Below are 18,878 nucleotides of genomic sequence, written 5' to 3'. Positions count from 1 at the left end.
GCGAGCTGGATCAGATACGTTCGAGCGCGGCGAGGTCGCGATCACGCATCCCCAGCAGATAGAGGATGCCGTCGAGCCCGACGGTGGCGAGGGAGTGACGCGCCTGCCGGGTGACGATCGGCTTGGCGTGGAAGGCGATGCCGAGCCCGGCGATCGAGAGCATCGGCAGGTCGTTGGCCCCATCACCGACGGCGATCACCTGCTCGAGACGGATGCCCTCGCGCGTGGCCAGTTCGCGCAACAGCTCGGCCTTGCGCGCACCGTCGACGATCTCGCCGGCAACCTGCCCGGTGAGCTTACCGTCACGGAACTCGAGCTGGTTGGCATAGACGTAGTCGATGCCGAAGCGGCGCTGCAGATGCTCGGCGAAATAGGTGAAGCCACCAGAGAGGATGGCGATCTTGTAGCCGAGTCGTTTGAGTGCGGCGATCAGGCGATCGGCGCCCTCGGTGATCGGCAACCGCTCGGCGATCCCCACCAACACCGACTCGTCGAGCCCCTCGAGCAACGCCATGCGACGGCGGAAGCTCTGCTGGAAGTCGAGTTCACCGCGCATCGCCGCCTCGGTGATCGCCGCCACCTCGGCGCCGACCCCGGCGGCGGCGGCCAGCTCGTCGATCACCTCGGTCTGGATCAGGGTCGAGTCCATGTCGAAGCAGACCAGCCGGCGGGTACGGCGAAAGACGTTGTCCTCCTGCACCGCGACATCGACGTCCATCACCTGGCTGAGCCCGAGCAGCGCACCGTGCAGCGCGGTGAGGTCGTCGACCGCGCCGCGCACCGAGAACTCCACCGAGGCCAATGCCGGCGGCGCCGGCACGGTACGCCGCGAGATCCGCCCACTGAGCCGGTTGATGCGATCGACGTTGAGTCCGCGCTCGGCGATCAACGCCGAGACCCGGGCGATGTGCTCGGCGCCGATCTCGCGCCCGAGCAGGGTGAGGATATGACGCGGCTGGCCCTGCTCGCGCACCCAACGCTCATAGTTGTCGCCGTCGATCGGGGTGAAGCGGATATCGAGTCCCATGCCATGGGCGGTGAACAGCAGGTCGCGGAAGACGCCGCTGTCGCGATCGGCCGCCGGCAGCTCGACAAGCATCCCTAGCGCCAGGGCGTCGTGGATGGTCGACTGACCGATGTCGAGTACCGGGATGTGATAGCGGGCCAGGGTCTCGGTGAGTGCGGCGATGATGCCGGGACGGTCCTCACCGGCCACGTTGATCAGTACGATTTGGCTCATGAAGGGTCTGTGTGTTCGATCGCGAGGGTTCGGAATTCGGGGTGATGCGGATCTGCCCTCCTGGGCGCTCGGCCGCGGCCACACCGCACCCGCCGGACATCCCTGACACGGCGGCGCGGGTCCAAGGGTGGGACCCGCGACTGATGATTGCGGCTACTTTAACGCAGATCGGCGCGGCCGACTCAGGCCCGACGCGGCACCTCGAGCAGGGTCTGCACCAGATCGACACAACCGACCCGGAACCCGGCCTCGCAATAGGCGAGATAATAGTCCCACATGCGCCGGAAGGCGGCGTCGTAGCCGAGCGCGGCCACCGCCGCATCAGCGGCGAGGAATCGCGCCCGCCAGCGCCGCAGGGTCTCGGCATAGTCATCGCCGCACCAGCGACTCTTGCGGATACGCAGCCCGGCACGAGCCGCCTCCTCGGTCATGCGGCGTGGCGAGGGCAGCATGCCACCGGGGAAGATGTAGAGCTGCACGAAGTCGGGGGTACGGCGATAGACCGGGAAGTCGTCCTCGTGGATGGTGATCACCTGCAGCGCGATCCGCCCGCCGGGGCGCACCAGCCGGCGCAGCACAGAATAATAGGTCGACCAATAGGCCTCGCCGACGGCCTCCATCATCTCGATAGAGATGGCATGATCGAAGCACCCACGGACCTCGCGATAGTCGGCAAGCCGGAATTCGACCAGATCTGCCAACCCCGCCGCCGCCAACCGGGTCTGGGCGTAATCGAGCTGGGCTCGCGATAGGGTGATGCTCGTCACCCGTAGCCCGCGCCGGGCCGCCGCCTCAGCCAGCCCGCCCCAACCACTGCCGATCTCGAGCAGGTGCTCGCCAGGGCGGGCGTCGAGGGCATCGAGCAGACGCGCGTACTTGCGCGCCTGGGCCTGCTCCAACGACTCGTCACTACGCTCGGGGGCGAACAGCGCCGAGGAATAGGTCATCCCGGGATCGAGCCAGAGCCGGTAGAAGTCGTTGCCGAGATCGTAGTGACGGGCGATGTTACGGCGGCTGTTACGACGATGGTTGCGCCGTCGCAGGTGGGTGAGACGATTGAGCCAGCGCCCCCAGCGCATCCCTTGGGGGCCACCGCCGAGGTGTTCGAGGTTATCGTAGAGCACCCCGAGCAGCACCGGGAGGTCGGGCGAGGTCCAGTGCCCGGCGATATAGGACTCGGCGAAGCCGATCTCGCCGCGGCTCACCACCCAGGAGGCAAAACGCCAGGGATGGTGGATCTCGATCACCCCGGCGCCACCGCTGAAGCGACCACGATAGAGACGCGCCTCGCCGGTGCCCAACCGCACCATCACCTGCCCGAACAGCAGATCCCGGAAGAAGCGCTCGAACAGACGCCAGGCCCCCCTGGCATCGGCTGACTGCGGATCGGGCAGCGGCTCATCGACGGACATCAGGACACCTCGTCTCCAGGCGGCTCGGGCTTGGCGTGATAACGTCCGCCGCGGAGCCAGATCTTCAGCGCCTGCCAATGGATCATCAGGATCACCTTCAGGGTCATCAACGGATAGCGCAGCGCGGCGCGCACCAGGTTGGCATCGGTACAGGGCAGCAGCCGGGCGCTGTGAACGGCCGCCAGCATCAGCCTGTCGTCCTCGAACTCACGGATGACGATGCTGTGATGCTCGCCGTCGCGTGCGAACCTGAACTGATAACTCGCCATCATGCCGATAAAGGGCGAGACATGGAAATCCTTGGTATGACGCGCCCGAATCGGCCAGCGTAGTGGTGCACCGCCCTCGTGGAGCAGATAGCTGTGGCTCTCGCCAAAGGTGTTGTGGACCTCGCAGAGCGCCGCCAACGGGCGTCCCTCCCGGTCGAAGCAGGTCCAGATGCTCAGCGGGTTGAAGCCGTAGCCGAGCACCCGGGGGAAACACTGCAGCTCGACGCGCGCCACCGCCACCTCGAGCCCCTGTTGGCGTAACCGCGCCAACACCCAGGGCTTGAGCGGGGAGCCGTCGCGGGGACCGTGATCGCGATCGTGGAAGGCAAAGAGGTTGAAGCGATTGTGCGAGAACCAGCGCGAACCGGCGGCCAGCTCATCGATCCGATCGAGGTCGAGCAACAGGCTGAACACCCGGTAGGCAAAGCGATAGCGCACCGGAAACAGCCGGCGGTGCATCACCTCACCGAACAGCAGCCCCGCCGCTGCCCGGGTCATGACGCGACCGGGGGCAGTTCGCTGGCAAAGGCACTGGCCCCGGGATGGGTCGTGGCCGCCGGGGCCCAGGCCGGGCGCGCGCCGAGTGCGGCGGCCACGTCCAGCGCCGCACGCACCCCATCCTCATGGAAGCCATAGCCGAGATAGGCACCGCTGAACCACAGCCGATCGCGGCCCTGGATCTCGCCGATACGCTGTTGCGCCTCCAACGCACGCGCGTCGAACAGCGGGTGATCGTAGTCGAGTTCGGCGATCACATGCTGCTGGCCAGGCGGACGATGCGGGTTGAGACTGACGAAGAGATCGCGCTCGGGCGGCAACGCCTGCAGGCTGTTCATCCAGTAGGTGATGGTCACCGGCAGGCTGGCCGGATCCCCTTGATGGCGTAGATAATTCCACGACGACCACACCCGACGACGCCGCGGCATCAGTGTCCGGTCGGTATGCAGATAGACCTTGTTGGCCTGATAGCGGAAGCTGCCGAGCAACTCGCGCTCACGCGCGCTTGGCGACTCGATCAGCGACAACGCCTGATCGGCGTGACAGCCGAACACCAGCGCATCGAAGACGCACCGCTCACCATCGGCGGTCTCGACCTCGACCCCGCCTTCGACCCGACGCACTCGGCGCACCGGGGTCGAGGTACGGACCTCGCCGCGCATCCGCGCGAGGATACGCGCCACATAGGCGCGACTACCGTCGCGCACCGTCTCCCACTCGGGTCGATCGACCAGATCGAGCAGACCATGGTTGGCGAAGAAGCGCGCAAAGGGCAGGAAGGGGAAGTCGAGCATGTCGGCGGTCGGGCAGGACCAGATCGCGGCGGCCATCGGCAACAGATAATCGGCAGCGAAACGCCGGGAATAACGCCCGCGCTCGAGAAAATCCCCCAAGGTCAAGGTGGTGCCGGGATTGGAGTTGATGAAGGCCTTAGCGGCGGTATTAAAGCGCAGGATCTCACCGAGCATCCGCCAGAATCCCGGCCGAAGCAGATTGGCACGCTGGCCGAACAGGGTATTGAGATCCGAGCCAGCGTACTCGATCGCGCCATCATCGAGACTGGCGGCGAAGGACATGCTGGTGGGATAGGACTCGACCCCGAGATAGCCGAACATGGCGCACAACAATGGGTAGTTGCGACGGTTGAACACCATGAACCCGGTGTCGACCGGGAAGCGCCCGGCGACCCCATCGACCTCCAGGGTATGGGTATGACCACCGACATAGGCATTGCGCTCGAGCAGGGTCACCTGATAACGCTGGTCGAGCATCCAGGCGGCGCCCAGTCCACCGATCCCGCCGCCGATCACTCCGATGGTTTGCACTGACATCAGTCTGACCCCGCATCACTCCGCACCGTCTCATCCCTGGCCTCGTCGGGCCTTACGGGTCACCGACGAACCGAAACCGCACACCAGGCAGATTTCCCGCTCGGTGGCGCCGGTTGCAACGTCGGCGCGACGAACGGCGATTCAGCCGCGCCGCACCGCATCGAGCCGCGCCCGCTACCGGCGCCGGATCGGCGAACTTGTCGAGCCAGAACAGAGCGCCCGAGCACGGCCGTTCAAGGATGCGCACCCAGACACAAGAGACAGCGCCGACGCCAACGCCGGACAGGCTCACTCACCGGCGACTGTCATCTGCTCGATCAGCCAAGAACCGGTGCGAGTGCTGCCGGGGAAGTCGCAATCGTCACCGACGGCCACCAGATTGGCGAACATCTCACGCAGGTTGCCAGCGATGGTGACCTCCTCGACTGGATACTGGATCTCGCCGTTCTCGACCCAGAACCCGGCGGCACCACGCGAATAATCGCCAGTGACCAGGTTAACCCCGTGCCCCATCAGCTCGGTGACCATCAGCCCGGTGCCCATCTCGCGCAACAGCGCAGCGCGATCGAGCGGTCCCGAATCGATGCCGAGGTTACGCACCCCGCCGGCGTTGCCGGTGGTCGGCATCCCCAGCCGGCAACCGGCATAGGTATCGAGCACATAAGTCTGCAACACGCCCTCGCGCACCAGATCCTTGGCCCGGGTGGCCACGCCGTCGCCATCGAAGGGGGCGCTAGCCAACCCGCGCAGCAGGCGCGGCTGCTCGTGGATACGCACGAACTCGGGGAAGATAGGCTCACCAAGCGTATCGAGCAGGAAGCTCGCGCGCCGATAGAGACTGCCACCGCTGATCGCGCCGACCAAGGCACGCAGCAGCCCGGTGGCGACCTCGGCACGGAACAGCACCGGCACCTTGCGCGTCCCCAACCGACGACCGTTGAGCCGCGCCACGGCACGCGCGGCGGCACGCGCACCGATACCGGCAGCGGCATCGAGATCCTCGGGGGCACGCGCTGAACTCCACCAGTAGTCGCGCTGCATCGACTCACCCTCCTGGGCGATCACCGAGCAGTTGATGCCGTGGCGGGTGGTCGGATAGCCACCGATGAAGCCGTTGCTGTTGCCATAGACCCGCAACCCGAAGTGGGTCGAGAGACTCGCCCCCTCGGAGTTGACGATCCGCGGATCATGGCCGCGCGCGGCCTCCTCGCACTCGACAGCGAGCGCGACGGCGGCATCGACACCGACCGGCCAGGGGTGGCAGAGATCGAGATCCGGTAGCTCGCGCGCCATCAGCTCGGGTGCGGCGAGATGGGCGCAGGTGTCCTCCTGGGTGTACTCGGCGATGGCGCAAGCGGCGCGCACGGTATCACGCACCGCGGCCGGCGACAGGTCGGTGGTACTGGCCGACCCGCGACGCTGACCGAAATAGACGGTGACGCCGAGCCCATTGTCACGGATGTGCTCAACGGTCTCGACCTCCCCCAGCCGCACCGCGACCTCGAGCCCGGTGCTGCTGCCGACCGAGGCCTCGGCCGCGCTCGCCCCCTGGCGCTCGGCCTCGCTGAGCAACTCCTCGACGCTCTCCTGCAGCCGCGCCAGGCGCTCGGCGGTATCCTCTGTGGCACTGATGGACATGCGGTTTCCTTCGACTGGATTGAATTCGACACGGGTCGCGCGGGGCTCCCGCCCCGATCGCGACGGGTTCAGGCGCTGGTGCCGCCGACGGTGAGCGCATCGATGCGCAGGGTCGGCTGCCCGACCCCGACCGGCACGCTCTGCCCGTCCTTGCCACAGGTCCCGACCCCCTCGTCGAGCTTGAGGTCGTTGCCGATCATGCTCACCCGGGTCATCACCTCGGGACCGTTGCCGATCAGGGTTGCCCCCTTGACCGGTCGACCGAGACGCCCGTTCTCGATCAGATAGGCCTCGCTGGCACTGAATACGAACTTGCCCGAGGTGATGTCGACCTGACCACCGCCGAAGTTGGCGGCATAGAGTCCCTTGTCGACCGAGGCGATGATCTCGGCTGGATCATGCGCACCGGCCCGCATATAGGTATTGGTCATCCGCGGCATCGGCAGATGGGCATAGGACTCGCGCCGACCGTTACCGGTGGGCGCCACCCCCATCAGCCGGGCATTGAGCTTGTCCTGCATGTAACCACGCAGGACGCCATCCTCGATCAACACCGTCTCCTGGGTGGCGGTCCCCTCGTCGTCGATCGCCAACGAGCCACGCCGCCCCGGCAGGGTGCCGTTGTCGACCACGGTCACACCAGGGGCGGCCACCCGCTCGCCGAGCCGCCCAGCGAAGGCCGAGGTACCCTTGCGGTTGAAATCGCCCTCGAGCCCGTGACCGACGGCCTCGTGCAGCAACACCCCGGGCCAGCCGGGACCGAGCACCACCGGCATGGTACCGGCCGGCGCCTCCTCGGCCTCGAGGCTGGTGAGCGCGAGACGCACCGCCTCACGGGCGAAGCCGAGCGCGCGCTCCTCGGCGAGGAAGAAGCCGAGATCGGTGCGCGCGCCACCGCCGCTCGAGCCTTGCTCGCGCCGCCCGTCGGCCTCGGCGATCACGCTCACGTTCATCCGCACCAGCGGGCGCACGTCGGCGGCCAGCGAGCCGTCATCGGCGAGCACCAACACCACGTCATGCACCGCTACCAGACTGGCGATCACCTCGCGCACCCGTGGATCGGCGGCGCGTGCCTCGGCGTCGACCTGACGCAGCAAGGCGATCTTGTCGGCGTTTTCGAGACTGTCGATGGGGTTGATCGACGGGTAGAGCCGGTGCATCGGCGCCCCGGCGCCGATGGCGACACTGCGACTCTGGCCGCCACGGGCGATGGCCCGCGCCGCCTCGGCCGCCTGTGCCAAGGCCGGGAACTGCAATTCGTCGGAGTAGGCGAATCCGGTCTTCTCGCCACAGATCACCCGCAGCCCGGCACCCTGCTCGATGTTGAAGTTGCCGTCCTTGATGATGCCGTCCTCGAGCACCCAGGACTGCAACCGGCTGGACTGGAAATAGATATCGGCGGCGTCGACGGCATGACCGGTCAACAGCCCGAGCAGACGGTCGAGATCGCCGTCGCCGAGACCGACCGGCGCAAGAATACTGTCGCGCGCGAGCGCTAGTGAATCGTTCATCGGATGTTGAGGACTCCTGGGGAGCGTCTCCCCGGCCGCGACCGACCGAGGGGTGAACTGGCAGACCCGAAACGGGCATGGGACGCCGGCGTCACCGGCGCATCTTCAGCGCGCCGCGGCGGACCGACCGTCCCCTCGATACGGTCAGGGATCGGTTCGACCCAGGGGACTCGCACCCCCGGGCCGGCCCCGTCGACGACGGGGCGTCGTCTCGGTGACTAGCTGCGGCTTCAGCCGTGACATTTCAAACGGCGGTGCTCGATGGTCGGGAAGTTGCGGCGCACCGACTCGAGGAACTCCTCGTCGACCGGGCAGCAGATACTGCCAGCGCCGCGCGGCACCTGCGCCAGCACCGATCCCCAGGGGTCGACGATCATGGTATGACCATGGGTCTCGCGTCCGTTGATATGGAAACCACCCTGGGCGGCGGCGACCACATAGACCAGGTTCTCGATGGCGCGCGCGCGCACCAGGGTCTCCCAATGCGCCTTGCCGGTGATCGCGGTAAAGGCCGAGGGCACCACCAGGATCTCCACCCCACGATCGAGCATCTGCCGGAACATCTCCGGGAAGCGCAGGTCGTAGCACACCGCTACCCCGAGGCGCCCCAGCGGGCTGTCGATCACCACCACCTCGTCGCCAGCCTCGATGGTGGCCGATTCGTGATAGCGTTCCGAGACCTCGGGCAGACTGACATCGAACAAGTGGATCTTGTCGTAGCGCGCTACCCGCTCGCCCTGGTCGTCGTAGACCATGCAGGCGGCGCGCACCTTCGACGAGTCCTTGGCCACCATCGGGATAGTGCCACCGACCACCCACACCGCATACTGCCGTGCCACCCGCGCGAGGAAGGACTGCAGCGGTCCCTCGCCGTCCTCCTCGCGGAGGGTGAGTTGATCCTGGTCGCGCTTGCCCATGAAGGCGAAGTTCTCCGGCAACACCACCAGCTGGGCACCGCCCTCGGCCGCCTCCTTGATCAGTCGCTCGGCCTCGAACAGGTTCGCGCTCACGTTGGGACCGGTCGCCATCTGCACCGCCCCGACCTTGGGTTTTGCATTCATCGTCTGCACCGCCTCGTCGGCCCGGTCGGCCCGCGACCTCACCGATCTCCGCCTTTGCGTCCGAGCAGCCGCCCGCCAATGGACGGCGACTGCGTACCTATCGGAAAGATACCATCAGCCCGGTCGAGCCGAAACCGCCACGCCCCTCAGTCGAGAAACAGGTTGACCGGCGCCTCGCTCGGGGAGGCCTCATCCGGCGCCACCGCATGCACCAGCAGCGGATCCCAGCCCAGCGGCGTCACCTGCGGCTCACGCCAGGGACCGCTGACCCGATACTGATAGCGCCCCAGCCGATCAATGGCATTACCCGCCACCCGATCGACGAGATAGACGGCAGCGCCGACCACCGGTCCGCCGGCCACGGCACTGGCCAGGGCGACGCTGGAGCCGAGCTTGGGCTCGAGCACCACGGTCTGATCGAAGCGCCGCTCGATCAGATCGGTCAGCCCGCCGATGATCAGCCGGCTCGAGGGACCGACCACTTCGAAACGATCGCTACCGGCCTGACCATCGGCGAGCAGCAATCGCCCCTGCATCCGCTCGAAGGCGAAGCCCTGGGCATAGAGATCGCTGAAGTCGAGCGCCAGACGGCGACTGATCGCCCCCAGGTTGAGGAAGCCGAGCACCCGCCCCACCCCGGGCTCGAGTTCGAGCAGGCGCCCGGCGCCGATGTCGACGTCGATCCAGCCGTGGGTGCGCGCCAATGCATAATCGCCCGGCGCCCCCGGCCAGTCGAGTTCGGCGTGGGCATCGACCGGGGCGCCCTCGAGCACGCTGCGATAGCCGAGTCGACGCAACAGCTCGCCGAGATCGCCCGACTCCAGTGCCAGAGTAACCCGGCTGTGACCGCCGCCGGGGCCGTCGCGCCAGTTCGCCGAGCCGCTCAACGCGAGCCGCTCGCCATCACTCAGACGCAGCCGGGGGATGCCGATGCCGGCGGCGCTCGGCCGCAACTCCAGGGCCAGTCGGCCCAGCCCCTCGCCACCCCAGCGCAGATCGGCGACGGCGAGATCGAGCGCCGGCCAATCGCCCGGCGCGCGCGCCGCGCCCCCGGTGTCCCCGCTACTCGCTAGCAGCGCATCGAGATCGAGTCGGTCGAGGTCGAGTCGCAGTGGAGCGCCCGACGCATCCGCCGCGGTGGCTAGCACCACCGCCCCGGCCAGCTCGCGGCTGTCGACCCCCAGGCGCCAACCACGCACCTCAGGCGTCAATGCAAGCCCGGCATGATGCAGCCGCAACGCGCCAAGACGCGCCTCCTCGGCAACGACCTCGACCCCGACCAACGGCGTGGCGCCCGCCCCGCCGCCCGAGCGCCGGCGCGCCCAGGCCGACCAGGCATCAAGGTCGAGTCGCTTCACCCGACCGTCGATGAACACCCCATCGCGACCCGGGCGGGGCGCGGCGCCGTCGAGGCGCAGATGGGCGCGCTCGAGTCGCGCCGGGGACAGCCCGACGGCCAGGTTGACCCCGAGTGTACCGACCCGGCCAGCGACGGCAAGCCGCTGATCGGGCACCAGGGTGCCGGCGAGGTCGAGCCGCCGGCGCCCCTCGGCGCGCTTGCCGAGTGGCGCCGGCAGCGCCAGCGCCAGACCCTCAAGGCCGCTCTCCAGCTGCCAGTCGAGTCGCGGGGCGGAGGCGCCCAGCTCGGCGTGGGCCAGCCCCAGCGTCAGGCGCCAGTCGAGTTCGCCGTCGAGGCTCGACCACAGCGGCGCGGGCAATTGCGCAGCCAGGGTCTCGACCGGGGTGCGCGAGGCGGCCTCGAGCACCACCCGCTCGGGCTCGGTGCGCAGCGCCAGTTGCAGCGGCCGTCCCCACAGCCGGGCGGTGATCGACTCGGCCGCGACCCCCTGGGTGTCGAAGGAGAGTGCGCCATCGAGCTCGGCCAGTCGCAGCGGGGTATCGACCAGGCGCAGCGCGGCCGCGTTCTCGGGCCAGGTCAGGCGCCCGCTGAGCGCCAGCGGCTGCTCGCGCTTGAGCGGCAACCCGATATCGAGCGCCAGGTGCGAGTCACCGCTCGCCTCGAGCCGCGCGGCCAGGGCGCCGAGCCGCGCACGCAACGGGCTCTCGCGCAGCACCCGCACACCGTCGGCGAAGGGGCCATCGGCCTCGGCATGGATCTCGAGCACCCGACTGTCGCGCAGGTCGGGGAGCCGCGCCCAGCCGGCGCTGACGTCGCTGTCGAGGACGCGCGCCCGATCGAGACGCACAGTCATGCCCTGGTTGAGAAAGCGCAACTCGCCGCGGGCCCCCTCCAGCGGGGGATAGCCGGGGAGATAGTCGAGCCGGGTGTCGGCATAGTCGAGACGCAGCTCGAAGCGCCCCTCCTGAGCGCGGAAGGGGTAGGCGGCCAACGGGCCACGGAACAGCACCTCGGCCTCGGGCACCCGACCGGCAACGATGGCGCGCTCCAGCCAGGCGACCAGACGTGGGTGCATCTGCCCGACCGGGAGATAGCGACGAGTATGGGCCGCATCGCCGTCATGGAAGCGCGCGCGCAGATCGAGCAGCGGGCTGGCGCCGGCGCCGGGCAGCTCGAGCCCAAAGCGGGCGACGCCGGCAAGATCGGCGGTGGCCAGCTCCAGCGACTCGCTCGCCAGGCGCCAGCCAGTGGCGGCGCGGTGCCAGCGCAGCACACCATCGAAGCGGGAGAAGTGTAATGGCCGATCGAACAAAGGGGCCAAATCAAGACCGAGTCGGGGCGAGGCCAGCGCCAGCTGGCCACCGTCCTGATCGACGCTCAGCACCCCGTCGAGCCCGCTGAGGCCGGGCCAGTGTCCCTGCCGCTCGACACCGATCGCCACGAGCCGGGCATCGAATCGCCAGCGCGGCGGCGCCGCGACCGGCAACGCCACCGCCAGCGTGCAGGCCTCGAGTCGCCCCCGCGGGGCACCGGAGAGCAGCCCCGCGAGGGCCGCCGGCACCGGGCGCGGACTGGCCTGCAGCAGTCCGCCGAGGGCGCCGAGATCCAGGGCCGGTGCCGTGGCGACGAGCGCGCGCGGGCGCCCTGCGGGGTCGAGGTCGAGCGTCAGATCGGTGATCGCCACCGCCCCACCAGCAGCCCCGACGAGATCGAGGTCAGCCAACCTTAGCCGCCAGCCCTCACGCCCTGGGCGCAGCTGTGCCAGGGCCTGCGCCCGGCGCAACACCGGCTCGCCCGCAGCACTGGCCACCCCGTCGAGGGCCAGCGCGATGCTGGCGCCGGTCAGCCGGCCGGGCACCAGCTCGGCCCACAGTTCGACCTCGCCGCCGGCGACCCGTGGCAGCGCCTGCCCTGCCCATTGTGTCGGCAGCGACTCCAACCGAGAAGCCGCCACCCGTGCCACGACGCGCCCCCACCAGCGCCCCGGTTCACGCAGCGGTCCGTGCAACCGGGCACGAGCCTCGATACGCCCGGCGAGGCCCGGCAGCACGGCGGCGAGTGCCACCCGGCGACCACGCCAGCCATTGTCCAGGGTCAGCCCCAGTCCAGTGAGCCGTAGCGGCGCGGACAACTCCGGATCGTGATAGTCGAGATCGATGTCGGCGAGCGTCACCCGACCCCGCTCGAGCAACCGCACCAGCCCCTCGGGGTCGCCGCCGCCGAGGCCATCGAGCGCCGGCAGAGAGAGCCGCCCGGCGCCATCCCGCACCAGGACCAACTGGCCGCCGGCGAGCCCCAGCCCGGCGAGCCGGGGGGCGCCGGCACGCAGTGAGGCCAGTGGTGCGAGCTCGATCGCCAGGGTATCGAGTCGCAGCGGCGCCGCCGCGTCCGGCGCGCGCAGCACCAAGCCGTCGATGGCCAGATAGGGACGCAGCCCGACCAGACCGGCGCGCAACCGCTCGGCCTCCAGCTCGACGCCGAGCGCGGTGGCGAACGTGCGCAGCAGCGGTTGGCGATAGTGATCGATCAGCGAGAGCCCGACACGGATGCTGGTGAGCGCGAGCGCGCACACCACCAACAGGACGAGCAGGGACCTGGACAGGGGCGCGTAGAGACGACGGATCGAGGACATGGGCAGTGCTTCGCGGCTGGCGTGAACGGGTGGCGGAACGCCGTGACCGGGGACCGGTCCGCGAGATCTGATCACTGAGGCCGGGGCCCGCCCCGGCCTCAGTGATCAGATCAGCACCACGTCATATTGTTCCTGAGTATAGAGCGCCTCGGCCTGGAGCCGGATCGGTCGGCCGATGAACTCCTCGAGTTCGGCCAGGTGCGCCGACTCCTCGTCGAGCAGCCGATCGACCACCTCCTGAGAGGCGAGCACCAGCAGACTCTCGACGTCGAATTGACGCGACTCGCGCATGATCTCGCGGAAGATCTCGTAGCAGGTGGTCTCGGCGGTCTTGATCGAGCCGCGCCCGCCACAGCAGGGGCAGGGCTCGCAGAGCACGTGCTCGAGCGACTCGCGGGTGCGCTTGCGGGTCATCTCCACCAGCCCGAGCGAGGAGACCTCGGTGATGTGGGTCTTGGCGTGGTCACGCGCCAGACACTTCTCGAGGGCACGCAGCACTTGGCGCTTGTGCTCCTCCTCGGTCATATCGATGAAGTCGATGATGATGATGCCGCCGAGGTTGCGCAGACGCAACTGCCGGCAGATCGCCTGCGCCGCCTCGAGATTGGTCTTGAAGATGGTCTCCTCGAGGTTACGGTGTCCGACGAAGGCGCCGGTGTTGACATCGATGGTGGTCATCGCCTCGGTCTGGTCGATCACCAGATGACCGCCGGACTTGAGGCTGACCTTGCGGTGCAGTGCCTTACGGATCTCGTCCTCGACCCCATAGAGGTCGAACAGCGGACGTTCGCCCTGATAAAGATCGATGCGATCCTTGATCTCGGGGATGTACTTGGCGGTAAAGGGGATCGCCTTGTCGACCATGGCGCGCGAGTCGATACGCACCCGCTCGACGTCTGGGGTGACCAGATCACGCAACGCCCGCAGCGCCAGCGGCAGGTCCTCGTGGATCAGGCCGACCCCAGTGGCGGTGGCGCAACGCTCCTTGAAGCCGCGCCACAATCGATCGAGGAAGCCCATATCACGCACCAGCAGGCGCTCGTCGACACCGTCGGCGGCGGTGCGGGCGATGAACCCGCCCTGCCCGTCGTGATCATCGACGAAGGCCTGGAGGATATCGCGCAGGCGCCGCCGCTCGTCCTCGTCGTCGATCTTCTGCGACACGCCGATGCCGCCGAGGGCGGGCATGCACACCAGATAGCGCGAGGCGACCGAGATGTTGGTGGTCAGGCGCGCCCCCTTGGTCCCAAGCGGGTCCTTGACCACCTGGACCACGATCGGGTCGCCCTCGACCACCAGTTGCTGGATCTGATCGCTGATCGAGTGGCCATCGGGCCCGACGATATCGGAGGCGTGCAGGAAGGCGGCACGCTCCAGACCGATCTCGACGAAGGCCGCCTGCATCCCCGGCAGCACCCGACAAACCCGGCCCTTGTAGACATTGCCCACCAGGCCGCAACGCTCGGCACGTTCGATGATGATCTCCTGCACCACACCGTTCTCGACCACGGCGACACGGGTCTCTGGGGGCGTGACATTGATCAGGATCTCTTCGCTCACGGGAATTCTCGCTTATGGATTTGGATAGGAGATGGGGGCGCCCACGCCTATCGGCACGAGCGCAGAATCATGGCGGTGACGGCCACCGCCGTCCCGCGTCGAACGGTGGCATCGGCCCACCGTACGGGAATCGTCGCGCCGCCCGAGGCGCGCGTGATCAACCGGCGCCCGGCGCCGGTGGTGCGAGCGGAGAGAGTCCGGCCTCGGCCAGCAGTGCCGCGGTCTCGAACAGCGGCAGCCCCATCACCGCGGAATAGCTGCCGGTGATCGCGGCGACGAACACCGCGCCCAGCCCCTGGATGGCGTACCCCCCAGCCTTGTCGCGAGGTTCGCCGCTCTCCCAGTAGCGCGCCGCCTCGGCGGGCGAGACCGGGCGAAAGCGCACCTCGGTCTCGCACACCCGCACCGCCTCGCCAGCCCCCCCCACCAGCGCCACCGCAGTGAGGACGCGATGACAGCGACCAGAGAGCAGCCCCATCATCTCCAGGGCATGACCACGATCACGGGGTTTACCGAGGATCTCGGCATCGACCACCACGGCGGTGTCGGCGGCCAGCACCAGGGCATCAGCGCACCCTTCGACCTGCGCCCAACCTGCTCGCCCCTTGTCGCGAGTGACCCGACGCACATAGTCCCCGGGCGCCTCGCCCGGACGCGGCGTCTCGTCGACCTCGGCGTCGATACGGGTGAAGCGCACACCGATCTGTTCGAGCAGCTCGGCACGACGCGGCGAGCGCGAGGCGAGATGGAGACGGGGCGGGGTGTCGTCCATCTCAACCGCCACGGTGATAGGGATGGCCCCGGGTCAGCGACCAGGCTCGATAGAGTTGCTCGGCCAGGATCACTCGCACCAAGGGATGAGGGAAGGTCAGCCGCGAGAGCGACCAACGCTGCTCGGCACGCGCCAGACAGCGTGGGTCGAGGCCATCGGGACCGCCAACCAATAGGGCCCGGTCTCGACCGTCGGCGAGCCAGTCCTCGAGCGTCTGGGCAAGGCGTTCGGTGCTCCAGGCCTCACCGCTCCCGTCGAGGGCGATAACCGCCGCCCCCTTGGGAATGGCCTTGAAGATACGCTCGGCCTCCTCGTCCTTGTAACGCGCCACGCTGCCGTTCTTGACCCGGCGCGCCGGCTCGATCTCGTGGAGTTGCAAGGCACACTCCGGAGGCAGGCGACGGGCGTACTCGGCGTAACCCTGCTCGACCCAGTCGGGCATGCGGCGTCCTACACTGATCAGTTGAATCCGCATCCGACCCCCACCCGTTTCGTGTCCACCGTGCCTTCTCCGCGCCCCGTCTCAAGCCCAGACCGGCGCCCAGATGCATCGGCATCCGGCGCACGCGCCCCATCGCAACCGTTGATGATAGCCGCGCGCGCCCCTCGACCGCCAACCGTACTGACGCCGACTCGCTGCCCTCCCCCTCAAACAGGTATACTGGTCCGTCGCAGCGAGCGTGATCGGGCGTACGCACGGGCAAGCCGCCCGCTGCCCCACGACCGATGGGCGCTCCCGCAATCCATACGCCCGGAGCCACCTCCCCCGTCCCAAGCCTACCGCGAGCTGGCCTGCGAGACGCCAGTCGCGCAGCGCACACTCGTTGCGTCACGCCAATGAGCAGCGGGGATCGACCCCGCCAGAAGTAGAGAGAGACCGCGGCGCGACCGCAAACCATCATTCGGAGACCCCGATGTCGGAAGAATTCGACCAGAGCGCACTCGAGTATCACCGTTTCCCCAAACCCGGCAAGCTGGAGATCAAGGCCACCAAGCCCCTGGCCAACCAGCGCGACCTAGCGTTGGCCTACTCCCCCGGCGTGGCCGCCGCCTGCCGTGAGATCACCGATGATCCGATCAACGCCTCCGAGGTCACCGCGCGCGGCAACCTGGTGGCGGTGATCAGCAACGGCACCGCGGTGCTCGGGCTCGGCGCCATCGGCGGCTTGGCCTCCAAGCCTGTGATGGAAGGCAAGGCGGTACTGTTCAAGCAGTTCGCCGATATCGACGTGTTCGACATCGAGATCGAGGAGCGCGACCCCGAGGCCTTCATCGAGACCGTCGCCCGCCTCGAGCCGACCTTCGGCGGCATCAACCTCGAGGACATCAAGGCCCCGGACTGCTTCATCATCGAGAAGGCGCTCAAGGAGCGCATGGGCATCCCGGTCTTCCACGACGACCAGCACGGCACCGCGATCGTGGTCTGCGCGGCCATCCTCAACGGCTTGCGAGTGGTCGGCAAGGACATCAGCAAGGTGCGCCTGGTCACCGCCGGCGCTGGTGCCGCGGCACTGGCCTGCGTCGACCTGCTGGTGACCCTCGGCCTGCCCAAGGAAAACATCACCCTCACCGACATCGCCGGGGTGGTCTACGAGGGCCGTACCGAGGAGATGGACCCCTACAAGGGCCGCTACGCCCGGGACACCGAGCAGCGCACCCTGGCCGAGGCCATCGAGGGCGCCGATCTCTTCCTCGGTCTCTCGGCCGGCGGCGTGCTCAAGCCCGAGTGGCTGGCCAAGATGGCCGACTCCCCGATCATCATGGCGCTGGCCAACCCGGTGCCCGAGATCATGCCCGACCTGGCCCGCGAGGCGCGGCCGGATGCGATCATCGCCACCGGTCGCTCCGACTACCCCAACCAGGTCAACAACGTCCTCTGCTTCCCCTTCATCTTCCGCGGCGCGCTCGACTGCGGCGCCAGCGAGATCAACGAGGCGATGAAGGCCGCCTGCGTACGCGCCATCGCCGATCTGGCCATGGCCGAGCCCTCCGACATCGTGCGCGCGGCCTACGGTGGGCACCAGCTCAGCTTCGGGCGCGAGTACCTCATCCCCAAGCCCTTCGATCCGCGGTTAATGGAGCACCTCGCCCCGGCGGTGGCACGCGCGGCGATGGAGAGTGGCGTCGCCACGCGGCCGATCGCCGACCTCGAGGCCTATCGTCGCGACCTGCACACCCGCTCGCATCGCACCGGCATCGCCATGAAGCCGGTGTTCGACCAGGCACGAATCGCCCCCAAGCGGGTGGTCTTCGCCGAGGGTGAGGAGGATCGGGTGCTACAGGCCGCCCAGCAGGCGGTGGCCGAGGGCATCGCCCGCCCGCTGCTGATCGGTCGCCCCGAGGTGATCGGCGCGCGCATCGAGGCCCTCGGCCTGAGCATGCGCCCCGAGCAGGACTTCGAGCTGGTGGTGCCCTGCGAGAACCCGAACTTCGAAAACCACTGGCAGGCGGTCTACGACCGGGTGCAGCGACGCGGCTACGCCCCCGACGAGACCCGCGAGTACATCCGCAACGACCCCACGGTGCTGGCCGCGGCCATGGTCCGCTGTGGTGACGCCGACGCCATGATCTGTGGCGTGGTCGGGCGCTATGCCCGTCACCTGCGTCATGTCGAGGAGGTTATCGGCACCGCCGCGGGCGTCACCCACCTCACCGCGATGAACGCCGTGGTACTGGAGAACGGTCCGCTGTTCATCGCCGACACCTATGTCCAGGCCGACCCCGACGCCGAGCAGCTCGCCGAGATCACCCGACTGTGCGCGGCCGAGGTCGAGCGCTTCGGTCTCACCCCCAAGGTCGCGCTGCTGTCGCACTCGAACTTCGGCAGCCACACCTCGCCCTCGGCGCAGAAGATGCACAACGCGTTGCAGTTGTTGCGCGAGCAGGCCCCCGAACTCGAGGTCGAGGGGGAGATGCACGCCAACCTCGCGCTCGACCCCGAGGGTCGGCTGGCGCGCTTCCCCAATTCGCGCCTGACCGGATCGGCGAACCTGCTGATCATGCCCAACCAGGACGCCGCCAACATCGCCTTCAACCTGTTGCGGATGCGCGATGAAGGTGCCTCGCTCGGCCCGATCCTGCTCGGTTCGGCACACGTCGCTCACATCGCCACCCCCAGCACCACGGTGCGCGGCCTGCTCAACATGACCGCGCTGGCCGCCGTGCAGGCCGGCTGACCCACCGCACTGCCGACAGAAGCTGTCAGCTGACAGCTTCTGTCAGTCGCTCCCGCCATCATCCCGTCACCCTGACGCCCTCCCGCGCCAGCGGGCGCACACCAAAAACTTTAAAATTCAATATGATAGAACACAAACAAGGCGTGCCACATAGAAATGGCACGGCCCGTGCTCATCTATACCCAGGCAAGGCCCCGAAGGACGCACAGCTCGGCGGTAATTGCCAAGACAACGAGAAGCCGACCCATCGGCTCGCGAGGTCACAATCGGACCTCAGGTACAGGACGCGTCGTCGCAGCCAGCGAACGCATCGACCGCCATCGCGACCGCTGGGTCTGCCGATCAGGATCACGTGCCGGAGCGCGGGGGGCCCCCCCCCGGGGGGGGGGGGGGGGGGGGGGGGGGGGGGGCGCGGGGG

Annotated in this window: 12 protein-coding genes; 1 reads left to right on the top strand and 11 read right to left on the bottom strand. The window is 68.4% G+C overall.

Annotated elements, in window-relative coordinates; translation table 11 throughout:
* Positions 1-10 precede the first annotated feature (10 nt).
* From serB to rlmH, 11 genes are all read right to left on the bottom strand, one after another.
* Positions 11-1,240: a phosphoserine phosphatase SerB gene (serB, locus tag HF203_RS14425; protein ID WP_168670802.1), complete on the bottom strand. Its 1,230-nt coding sequence runs from the start codon at positions 1,238-1,240 to the stop codon at positions 11-13.
* Positions 1,241-1,422: 182 nt separating this feature from the next.
* Entirely contained in the window at positions 1,423-2,652 is a 1,230-nt protein-coding gene (locus HF203_RS14420; RefSeq protein ID WP_168670801.1) for an SAM-dependent methyltransferase, read from the bottom strand.
* On the bottom strand, positions 2,652-3,419 hold the full coding sequence (locus tag HF203_RS14415; RefSeq protein WP_168670800.1) for a DUF1365 domain-containing protein: 768 nt from the start codon (positions 3,417-3,419) through the stop codon (positions 2,652-2,654). The genes HF203_RS14420 and HF203_RS14415 overlap by 1 nt, the downstream gene beginning before the upstream one ends.
* On the bottom strand, positions 3,416-4,750 hold the full coding sequence (locus tag HF203_RS14410) for an NAD(P)/FAD-dependent oxidoreductase (RefSeq protein ID WP_168670799.1): 1,335 nt from the start codon (positions 4,748-4,750) through the stop codon (positions 3,416-3,418). The genes HF203_RS14415 and HF203_RS14410 overlap by 4 nt, the downstream gene beginning before the upstream one ends.
* 288 nt (positions 4,751-5,038) lie before the next feature.
* A complete protein-coding gene (gene pmbA, locus HF203_RS14405) occupies positions 5,039-6,388 on the bottom strand; it encodes a metalloprotease PmbA (RefSeq protein WP_168670798.1) in 1,350 nt (449 codons plus the stop codon).
* 68 nt (positions 6,389-6,456) lie between these two features.
* Positions 6,457-7,899, bottom strand: coding sequence for a metalloprotease TldD (gene tldD, locus HF203_RS14400; RefSeq protein WP_168670797.1), 1,443 nt, complete (start codon positions 7,897-7,899; stop codon positions 6,457-6,459).
* Positions 7,900-8,129: 230 nt separating this feature from the next.
* Positions 8,130-8,960, bottom strand: coding sequence for a carbon-nitrogen hydrolase family protein (locus HF203_RS14395; protein ID WP_168670796.1), 831 nt, complete (start codon positions 8,958-8,960; stop codon positions 8,130-8,132).
* A 146-nt stretch (positions 8,961-9,106) separates the two neighbouring features.
* On the bottom strand, positions 9,107-12,952 hold the full coding sequence (locus HF203_RS14390; RefSeq protein WP_168670795.1) for a YhdP family protein: 3,846 nt from the start codon (positions 12,950-12,952) through the stop codon (positions 9,107-9,109).
* 105 nt (positions 12,953-13,057) lie between these two features.
* Positions 13,058-14,512: a ribonuclease G gene (gene rng, locus HF203_RS14385; RefSeq protein ID WP_168670794.1), complete on the bottom strand. Its 1,455-nt coding sequence runs from the start codon at positions 14,510-14,512 to the stop codon at positions 13,058-13,060.
* Between the two features lie 157 nt (positions 14,513-14,669).
* Positions 14,670-15,284, bottom strand: coding sequence for a Maf family protein (locus tag HF203_RS14380; protein ID WP_168670793.1), 615 nt, complete (start codon positions 15,282-15,284; stop codon positions 14,670-14,672).
* 1 nt (position 15,285) lies between these two features.
* The gene (gene rlmH / locus HF203_RS14375; protein WP_168670792.1) at positions 15,286-15,759 is read right to left on the bottom strand and encodes a 23S rRNA (pseudouridine(1915)-N(3))-methyltransferase RlmH; all 474 of its coding nucleotides are present in this window, start codon (positions 15,757-15,759) and stop codon (positions 15,286-15,288) included.
* 439 nt (positions 15,760-16,198) lie between these two features.
* On the opposite strand from rlmH, the gene HF203_RS14370 reads away from it, so the two are divergent.
* Positions 16,199-18,460, top strand: a complete 2,262-nt coding sequence (locus HF203_RS14370) for an NADP-dependent malic enzyme (RefSeq protein WP_168670791.1) — start codon at positions 16,199-16,201, stop codon at positions 18,458-18,460.
* The last annotated feature ends 418 nt before the right edge of the window (positions 18,461-18,878 follow it).

This window comes from Marichromatium bheemlicum, assembly GCF_012276755.1.
In the GTDB taxonomy this organism is placed as follows: Bacteria; Pseudomonadota; Gammaproteobacteria; order Chromatiales; family Chromatiaceae; genus Marichromatium; species Marichromatium bheemlicum.
This window is presented reverse-complemented; position numbering and strand designations above follow the sequence as displayed.

Excerpts from the sequence above, each read along its gene's own strand:
- pmbA (WP_168670798.1), bottom strand. The coding sequence starts at position 6,388 with ATGTCCATCAGTGCCACAGAGGATACCGCCGAGCGCCTGGCGCGGCTG.
- HF203_RS14370 (WP_168670791.1), top strand. The coding sequence starts at position 16,199 with ATGTCGGAAGAATTCGACCAGAGCGCACTCGAGTATCACCGTTTCCCC.
- HF203_RS14380 (WP_168670793.1), bottom strand. The coding sequence starts at position 15,284 with ATGGACGACACCCCGCCCCGTCTCCATCTCGCCTCGCGCTCGCCGCGT.
- tldD (WP_168670797.1), bottom strand. The coding sequence starts at position 7,899 with ATGAACGATTCACTAGCGCTCGCGCGCGACAGTATTCTTGCGCCGGTC.
- serB (WP_168670802.1), bottom strand. The coding sequence starts at position 1,240 with ATGAGCCAAATCGTACTGATCAACGTGGCCGGTGAGGACCGTCCCGGC.
- HF203_RS14395 (WP_168670796.1), bottom strand. The coding sequence starts at position 8,960 with ATGAATGCAAAACCCAAGGTCGGGGCGGTGCAGATGGCGACCGGTCCC.
- rlmH (WP_168670792.1), bottom strand. The coding sequence starts at position 15,759 with ATGCGGATTCAACTGATCAGTGTAGGACGCCGCATGCCCGACTGGGTC.
- HF203_RS14420 (WP_168670801.1), bottom strand. The coding sequence starts at position 2,652 with ATGTCCGTCGATGAGCCGCTGCCCGATCCGCAGTCAGCCGATGCCAGG.
- HF203_RS14410 (WP_168670799.1), bottom strand. The coding sequence starts at position 4,750 with ATGTCAGTGCAAACCATCGGAGTGATCGGCGGCGGGATCGGTGGACTG.
- HF203_RS14390 (WP_168670795.1), bottom strand. The coding sequence starts at position 12,952 with ATGTCCTCGATCCGTCGTCTCTACGCGCCCCTGTCCAGGTCCCTGCTC.
- HF203_RS14415 (WP_168670800.1), bottom strand. The coding sequence starts at position 3,419 with ATGACCCGGGCAGCGGCGGGGCTGCTGTTCGGTGAGGTGATGCACCGC.